At 45.5% G+C, this 8339-nt stretch carries 6 protein-coding genes; all 6 read left to right on the top strand.

The window, feature by feature from the left end:
• On the top strand, positions 1 to 1590 hold a 1590-nt coding region (locus JL57_RS18550; RefSeq protein ID WP_034143465.1), incomplete at its 5' end, for an NAD(P)-binding protein.
• Positions 1587 to 2744 carry a transketolase C-terminal domain-containing protein gene (locus JL57_RS18545; protein WP_034143456.1) on the top strand — a complete coding sequence of 386 codons (1158 nt, stop codon included), beginning with the start codon at positions 1587 to 1589 and terminating at the stop codon, positions 2742 to 2744. The genes JL57_RS18550 and JL57_RS18545, both read left to right, overlap by 4 nt.
• Before the next feature lie 9 nt (positions 2745 to 2753).
• A complete protein-coding gene (locus tag JL57_RS18540) occupies positions 2754 to 3623 on the top strand; it encodes a thiamine pyrophosphate-dependent enzyme (protein ID WP_034143455.1) in 870 nt (289 codons plus the stop codon).
• A gap of 147 nt (positions 3624 to 3770) precedes the next feature.
• Positions 3771 to 5111, top strand: a complete 1341-nt coding sequence (locus tag JL57_RS18535) for a dihydroorotase family protein (RefSeq protein ID WP_034143454.1) — start codon at positions 3771 to 3773, stop codon at positions 5109 to 5111.
• Positions 5112 to 5203: 92 nt separating this feature from the next.
• Entirely contained in the window at positions 5204 to 7705 is a 2502-nt protein-coding gene (locus tag JL57_RS18530; protein WP_291300249.1) for a molybdopterin-dependent oxidoreductase, read from the top strand.
• A gap of 17 nt (positions 7706 to 7722) precedes the next feature.
• Positions 7723 to 8331, top strand: a complete 609-nt coding sequence (locus tag JL57_RS18525) for a 4Fe-4S dicluster domain-containing protein (protein ID WP_034143453.1) — start codon at positions 7723 to 7725, stop codon at positions 8329 to 8331.
• Positions 8332 to 8339: the final 8 nt, after the last annotated feature.

Raw genomic sequence — 8339 nt, 5'->3', positions numbered from 1 at the left:
TTTTATCAAAAGCGTTTAGCACCTTGCCACTGTGCCTGTCCAGTTGACGGGGAGATACCTACTTGGATCATGTTAGCCAGGAAGCAACACTATCGAGAGGCTTGGTCTTCTCTTGTGGACAACAATCCTTTTCCCGCGGTAACTGGGCGAATCTGTCATCATCCCTGCGAGGGTGCCTGTAATCGTCGTGAATATGATGGTGCAGTCGCGGTCAATGCCCTTGAACAATTTGTTGGCGATTTAGCCTTGAGTGAGGGGTGGGCCTTACCCCAGCCAACGGTAGCACTAGACCAGAAGATAGCAGTGATCGGTGGTGGACCAGCAGGACTATCCTGTGCTTATCAGCTCAAAAGACTTGGTTATAAGGTTACCATCTTTGAGACTCGTCCCGAACTCGGCGGTGTTTTGCGCTATGGGATTCCTAGCTATCGATTAGCCAAGGAAACCTGGGATGGGGAATTAAGACGCTTAGAAGCACTAGGTATAGAAGTAAAGTTGAATCATTCGGTTAAGGCCAGTGATTTAAGCGGGTTAGAAAAGGAATATTCAGCCGTTTTCCTGGCTTTAGGGGCTCAGAGTTCTAAAACACTCCCCCAATTTTCAGTAGATAACCTCAGGGTGTTTAACGGCTTAGATTTTCTGGAAAAGGTTAACCGTGGAGAAGCTCCTCCATTAGGGCAAGACGTGGTTGTCATCGGGGGAGGTAGTGTGGCCTTAGATGTCGCTGGTACAGCCCGGCGTTTAGGTAGTCAGGTTAAGGTACTAGCCTTAGAGGCTAGAGAGTCACTGCCCGCTCAGCCTGATGAGCTGACTGAGTCTTTGGAAGAAGGAGTCGAGATTTTAGCGGGTGTTATGGTTCAGAATGTAGGCATAAGTTTTGAAACCCTTAGTTTGCACTGTATCAGGGTTACGTTAGATGAGAATTCTCCTGCAGGAGTACTTAGGCCAATTCCACTCTCTGGTACTGAATTTAGCGTTTCTGCAACGAATGTTATCTTGGCGGTTGGACAAGATGCCGAATTGACCGGTTGGGATAGCGTAATCAATGTCGGACAATCTTTAGTCAGGGTCGATGCTAATTTAGCGACTAATCGACCTGGAATTTTTGCGGGCGGAGATGTGACTCCTGCAGAGCGCTTTGTCTCCACAGCAATTGGGCAAGGGAAAAAAGCTGCCCAAAGTATTGATAAGTATTTAAAGAAACCGTATTCCAAGGGGATTAGTTCAAAAGATACGCAAACGTCACAAGACGTAGTTGCTTACCAGGAAATTAATATGTTTTATTTCCCGGAGCAGAATCGGGAAGAGAAGGGCACAGTTGCGGTTGAAGAAAGGCTCAAAAACTTTGCAGAGCTTAAAATAGGTTTTAGTCCCCAACAAACTCAGACCCAATCAGAGCGCTGTTTCAGTTGTGGTAATTGTGTGGAGTGCGACAATTGTTTTTACTTTTGTCCAGACATGGCAGTGGTTAAAGACTCTTCCTTGACAGAACATTACCGCATTTTAGATCAATTTTGTAAAGGCTGTGGTAGTTGTGTTCAGGAATGTCCACGAGGAGCGGTTGTATTGAAGGAGGAAACAGGACGATGAACAAAAACAATAACCGCATTCTAGTGAATGGTAACCATGCTGTTGCCTATGGTGTAAGACTGGCTCAACCAAAAGTAGTTCCCATTTACCCGATTACACCCCAAACGCCAATTGTGGAAAAAATTTCGGAGTTTCAAGCCGCTGGTGAAATGGTTGTTGAATTAATGACAGCCGAATCAGAGCATTCCGCCATGGCAGCTTGTATCACAGCCTCTCTGACAGGGGTTAGAGTGTTTACGGCGACTGCCTCTCAGGGCTTAATGTTAATGCACGAAATGTTACATTATGCCTCCGGAGCTAGGGCTCCCATCGTGATGTTTAATGTCAACCGGACCATTGGTTCGCCCTGGGGTTTCTGGCCTGATCAAACAGACAGTTTAGCACAACGAGACACGGGTTGGATTCAATATTACTGTGAACATGGTCAAGAGTCTTTGGATACTGTCCTGCAAGCCTATCGGGTTGCCGAAAAGGTCATGCTCCCGGCTATGGTTATGCATGAAGCATTTTATGTTTCACACGCCTTAGATATTGTTGAGGTTCCGGCTCAAGAGATGGTGGATCAATACTTACCTGATTTTAATCCCCTCCATCGTTTAGATCCAGAGATCGGGGAATCTTGGGGAAATACCGTCAATCAAGAGATGTTCTATCGTCATCGCCGAGATCTGGGTTTGGCGATGGAAAGTGTTATTAATGTGGCTCAAGAAGCAGATCTAGAGTGGCGGGAGCTTACGGGTCGCGGTTATGGAATTATTGAGGAGTATTGCTGCGAGGGCGCTGAATTAGTAATTGCCACCATGGGAAGTATGGTAGGTACTGCTCGGGATGCCGTGGATAATCTACGCAAAGAAGGCGTACCAGTCGGTTTAATCAAGGTTAAATTGTTCAGGCCGTTTCCCTTCGAGGCAGTGCGCCAGGCCTTAAGGGGTGTACCTAAGGTCATGGTTTTGGACCGCAATTTTGCCCCTGGGACAGGTGGCTTCCTTCATCAAGAACTTAAAGCAGCCTTATATGGTTTGGAGCGTGGACCTGCAATACACGGATATCTGACAGGTGTAGGCGGGACGAATATCTCTCCGACAAATATCGCAGCACTAGTCCGGGAAGCCATGAGTACACAACCCGTGACAAGTTCTGTCTGGAAGGGGTGATGATTGAAGATGGGTTATCAAATTAATGAAGAAAAAGTCTTTAATTCCGGTCATGCTGCCTGCCCTGGTTGTAGTGAAGCCTTGGCTATGCGTTATATTGTGAACACTTTAGGACCGGATACCATCGGAGTAGTGCCGCCTTCTTGTATCGCCATTATTTCCGGTCCGCAACCCTTAAGCTCAATGCGCATGCCAGTTTATCAAACAACTCTAGAGGCTAGTGCTGCCTCGGCGACGGGTATTGCCCGAGCGCTGAAAGCAAAAGGGAACGACCATACAAAAGTTGTCGTTATGGCCGGTGATGGCGGAACCTATGATATTGGCTTCCAGTCTTTATCCTCTGCAGCCGAGCGCAATGAAGATTTTATCTACGTTTGTTTGGATAATGAAGGGTATATGAATACAGGATCACAAAAAAGCTCGGCAACCCCTTACCTGGCTTACACAGCGTCTACTCCTGCGGGTAAACAAACACCCAAGAAGAATCTGGCGGAGATTATGGCTGCCCACCGTATTCCTTATATGGCTACAGCAACCACGGGTTATCCCGAAGATCTAGCGCGTAAGGTTGCCAAGGCCAAAGAAATGAAGGGGTTACGGTTTATTTTAGTTTTGGCCCCCTGCCTGGATGGTTGGGGTTTAGCAGATAATGCTGGGCCGAAAGTATCCCGTTTGGCAGTAGAATCAGGGGTTTTTCCATTGTATGAAATAGAAAATGGAGAGCGTTATACACTGAACTACGGTTCTAAAGGGACACCTGTTTCACAATATTTAGCGCTGCAAAAAAGGTATAGACATCTTAACCAAGCTCAGATAGAGGAAATTCAACGAGAGGTTGATCTGGAGTGGCAACGTTTACAAAGAAAACTGGCGACTTGATTGCGTTTTCCCTATCACTGTCAATAATACCTGCAGGACTTGAGATTTATTGAGAGCGCAGGCTTAATTATGGGGTTATTTGTAATTAGGGGGGTGAGAAAACCGGATTCCCACTACCATAGGAAAATAGAGAAGGGGGTATAGTTCATGAGTAAATTAGTATTAAAAAACGGTCGTTTGGTGATTCCAGGACAGGGTATCTTTGAAGCCGATGTGGCAATGGAGAATGGTAAAATTGTAGCGATTGGCCAAGGTTTAAGCGGGGACGAAGAAATCTCAGTGGCAGGAAAGTTTGTTTTACCTGGTCTTATTGACCCTCATATTCATTTAGGTATTTTCGGTGATTTGGCAGAAGAGATGGAAAAGGAAACAGCATCCGCTTTAATGGGCGGTATTACGACAGTAGGCGCTTTTATGGGCGGTCCGAATCCATATATGTCCTATTTTAAAGATGTCATTGATCTCGCCAATGCAAAAGCTGTTGCTGATGTCTTTTTTCACTTAGCTATTATGACTCCCGAACAGCAAAGTGAAATCTCTACCTATGCTAACGAACTCGGAATTACCTCGTTCAAGATGTACATGTCAGGAATCCCCGGACTCATACCAGACGTTGATGACGGCTTCATGCTCCAAACCCTAGAAATTGTGGCAGCTTTAGGAGACAAGGCAATTGTTTGTGTTCATGCTGAAAATCCTCATCTGATCAGGATTGCTACTGAAAAAGTGCGGGCCAGAGGTAGCGAAACTCTTGCAGATTGGGCAGATACACATCCTAATGCTGCCGAAGAAGATGCAGTACGGAGGGCCGCTTATCTCAATGATCTGGCAGGAAGTCGAATGTATATTGTTCATGTTTCCACGGCTGAGAGTGTTAAGGCTTTGGCGGAACTGAAACCACGCTACCCCAAACTTTTTGCGGAAACTACCTCCCCTTACCTCTCCATCGATAAATATAGTCCCTTGGGGTTAGTGGCCCATATGATTCCGCCTTTCCGGGATACTGAAAGTGTCGATGCTCTCTGGCAGGGTCTGGCTAGCGGCTTGTTGGATACTGTGGGTACTGACAATGTTACCTTGACCTTAGATCTAAAGGGTGCGGAAAAAGGAATTTGGGGAGCTATGCCCGGATATCCGGCAGTAGGAACGAGTCTGCCGGTAATGTTAAATTATGGAGTCAACAATCGTGGTTTTGATCTCATTCGCTTAGTAGAAGTTATGAGCAAAAACCCAGCCGAGATCTACGGACTTTATCCGCGCAAAGGGACCATTACACCAGGGAGTGACGCTGATTTGGTTGTGGTGGATCTTGATTTAGTTAAAACAGTGCGCCATGAAGATTTAGGTTCCAGAGCTGATTTTAGCCTCTATGATGGTCAAGAACTTCGTGGTTGGCCAATAATGACGATCAAAGGAGGAAAGGTCGTTGTCAAAGATGGACAAATGGTCTCTGAGGCAACGGGTCAATTCCTGAAGAGAAGCCTATAGGCTGGAGATAGGAAGATGACGAGCTATGTCTAACCAAGGTTAGGTTTAGGGTTAGGTTAGGGCAAGGAGTGAAAGAAGGAGGAATGGAGACTTTGCGTCAAGCTGAATTAACGGCCCAGAAGGATTACTGGGTGAAAAGTGCCTGTAAAATGTGTATTCACAGTTGCGCAATTAGGGTTCACGTTGTAGATGGGGTCGTATTAAAAATCGAAGGGGATCCCGATGATATTAACAATAAGGGAAAGCTCTGTCCCAAAGGGCAATCGGGAATCATGCGACTTTACGATCCGAACCGGGTCAAAACTCCTTTAAGAAGAACTAACCCCCAAAAGGGAATTGGGGTCGATCCTAAGTGGGAGGCAATTTCCTGGGAAGAAGCTTATGATATTACTGCCAAAAAACTCAAAAAGATTCGAGAGGAAGATCCACGTAAGTTGTTAGTTTCGATCAATGACTTTCATCGTATCCACATTTGGGGATGGGGTGCGGCTTATGGATCAGCCAATTATTTTTCGACAGTCGGGCAATATTGTGGGGCGGCCTATCATCCTGTTAATGGAACCTTAGATGGCTCATTTGCAGCGACGAATGACTATGAATATTGCAATTATTGGATTCAAATCGGAGGCGGTGATGGTTTTTCTTCACACTTGCATGTCGCTGGATCTATTAAACGTATGGCAGAGGCTAGAGTTAATCGAGGCATGAAGGTTGTGGTAGTGGAACCTAGAATGTCTACCGGCGCTGCTAAGGCGGATGAGTGGATACCTGTTCTACCCGGTACGGATCGAGCCTTTGTCCTAGGAATGGTTAATGTTCTGCTTCATGAATTAAATATATACGATGCTGGGTTTATTAAAAAACATACAAATGGTCCTTACTTAATTGGGCCTGATGGTAATTTTGTTCGTGACCCAGAGAATGGCAAGGCCTTAGTTTGGGATGCGGGGTCTGATTCTGTCAAAGTCTTTGATGACGAGAGTATCCAGGAATATGCCATTGAAGGGAACTATGTTGTCAATGGCCTTAAATGTCGACCGTCTTTTCAAGTTATTAAAGATACTTTAAAAGATCATACCCCTGAGCGTATGTCCAAGATTTGTACGATACCTGCTGAAACCATTAGGCGGATCGCCCGTGAATACGGAGAAGCGGCCCGGATTGGTAGTACAATTGTGATCGAAGGGAAGGAATATCCTTATCGTCCAGCAGGGGTTAATTACTACCGTGGAGCCATTGGGCATGTTGACGGTGGTCTTGATTCTTTAGCCATGAAATTGATCAATCTAATCATTGGGAACATCGATGTACCTGGAGGTCACATCGGGGTTGGCTTAGATCATCGTTGTTTAATTGTAGAACCGGGAACGGACGGGATGATTAAGCCCCAACCCCATCTTTTGCACCCACCCTATGCTTTTGCCGACAAGCCTTATAGCTTCCAACTGATGGAATGGTTTCCGATTGGAATTGACCCGGGACACCTTGGCGCGGATAATATTTTGCACCCAGAGAAATTTGGCTTTGACTTTAAACCTGAGGCCTTAATTATTCAGCATTCTAACCCCATGTGGAATCTTTCGGCAACAGATAAGGTGGTCGAAGTATTTAAAAAGTTAGATTTTATTGTGGCAATAGATGTGGTCCTCAATGAATCTTCGGAATGGGCCGATATAGTCTTCCCAGATCATACCTATCTGGAATCTCATCTCCTAGTCGATATAGAGCCGCCGGTAATTACTGGTCACGTTTATCGACGTCCGGTCATTGAACCTCTCTACGATAGTCGAGATGCAACGGATATTTTAACAGAATTAGCTGCGCGAATTGGGTGCTTAGAACAGTGGAATGGCTTATTGAATTTCACGGTCTTCTTAAAACCAGAGTATTACTTGGAACCGGATAAAAAATATACGAATCTTGAGCTTACAGATCGTATGGCTAAGAGCATTTATGGTCCTGATCATGGGCTTGATTGGTTCCAAGAAAATGGTCATGCCACAAGACATCAGACACCAGAAGAAATGTATTTACCTTATCATGGTCACCGGATTCCTATATATTTTAACTTTTTCAAAGAAACAGGGGATGACCTCCAAGCCAAGATGAAAGCGGCTGGACGGAAATGGGATACTTCCATGTATTTGCCGATCCCTGTCTGGCGGGACAGTCACCCGTTGCACAACATCGCCCCGGAATTTGATTTATACGCTTTTGCCTTTAAAGAGACCTTGCTCAATTTCTCAGAAAGCAATTCTATACCTTGGATTAATGAAGCTATGGAGAATATCCCCATGCATATGGGGGTGATGATCAATACGAAAACTGCCAAGGCCAAAGGAATTAAAAATGGTGACAGCATTAGGATTACTTCTCCGTTTGGCGAAGTCACTGGCCGGGCTAGTGTGTTAGAAGAAATCCATCCGGGGTGTGTCGCAATGTCCAATGGTATCAGCAGCTGGTCCAACCATCCCATTCCCAAGGTGAAAAGGCAGACTCATTTTAATCGATTGCTACCAGCGGATCTTAAATGGACCTGTGGGATGACAGGGCACTTGGAAACGTCAACTAAGGTTAAAATTACTAAAATTTGAGAGGAGGGGTGACACTAATGCATTTGGGAATGGTTATTGATTTAAAAAGATGTGTGGGCTGTCAAGCCTGTACCATTGCCTGTAAGTCGGAGAATGGTACGCCGCCAGAAGTCCTCTTCACGAAAGTTTTGGAGCAAGTGGCTGGGGAATATCCTATAGTCAAGAAAAAATTCATACCTGTCTTATGTAATCATTGTGAAGATGCACCGTGTGTAAGAGTCTGTCCGACAGGGGCTACTACCAAGCGAGAGGACGGAATTGTCTTAGTAGACAATAATAAATGCATAGGCTGCAGGGCATGTTACGTTGCTTGCCCTTATAAAAACCGGATCTTCCTCAAGAAAGGTTCCTTGAAAAATGGTTATCACGGTAAACAACTGACCCCCTATGAACTTGTGAAATATCCTAAGTGGCAGGAAGGCGTCGTACTGAAATGTACGTTCTGTGTAGAACGGGTGGACCAAGGCTTGGATCCCTCCTGTGTTCAGACTTGTCCTGCTGATGCGCGTATCTTTGGGGATCTATCTAACCCAGAAAGCAAGGTCAGCCGTCTAATCCGTCAGCGGGGGGGCTTCCAGCCCTTATCTGAGGATAACACGGAACCTTCCGTTTATTATATAGAATAGGAGGTGTT

It is taken from the genome of Desulfosporosinus sp. BICA1-9, assembly GCF_000802135.1.
Note: the sequence above shows the minus strand (reverse complement) of the source record. Positions and strands in the feature narration are given on the sequence as shown.

Bases quoted from the DNA above. Each gene is read 5' to 3' on its own strand.
- JL57_RS18545 (WP_034143456.1), top strand. From the start codon at position 1,587: ATGAACAAAAACAATAACCGCATTCTAGTGAATGGTAACCATGCTGTT.
- JL57_RS18540 (WP_034143455.1), top strand. From the start codon at position 2,754: ATGGGTTATCAAATTAATGAAGAAAAAGTCTTTAATTCCGGTCATGCT.
- JL57_RS18535 (WP_034143454.1), top strand. From the start codon at position 3,771: ATGAGTAAATTAGTATTAAAAAACGGTCGTTTGGTGATTCCAGGACAG.
- JL57_RS18525 (WP_034143453.1), top strand. From the start codon at position 7,723: ATGCATTTGGGAATGGTTATTGATTTAAAAAGATGTGTGGGCTGTCAA.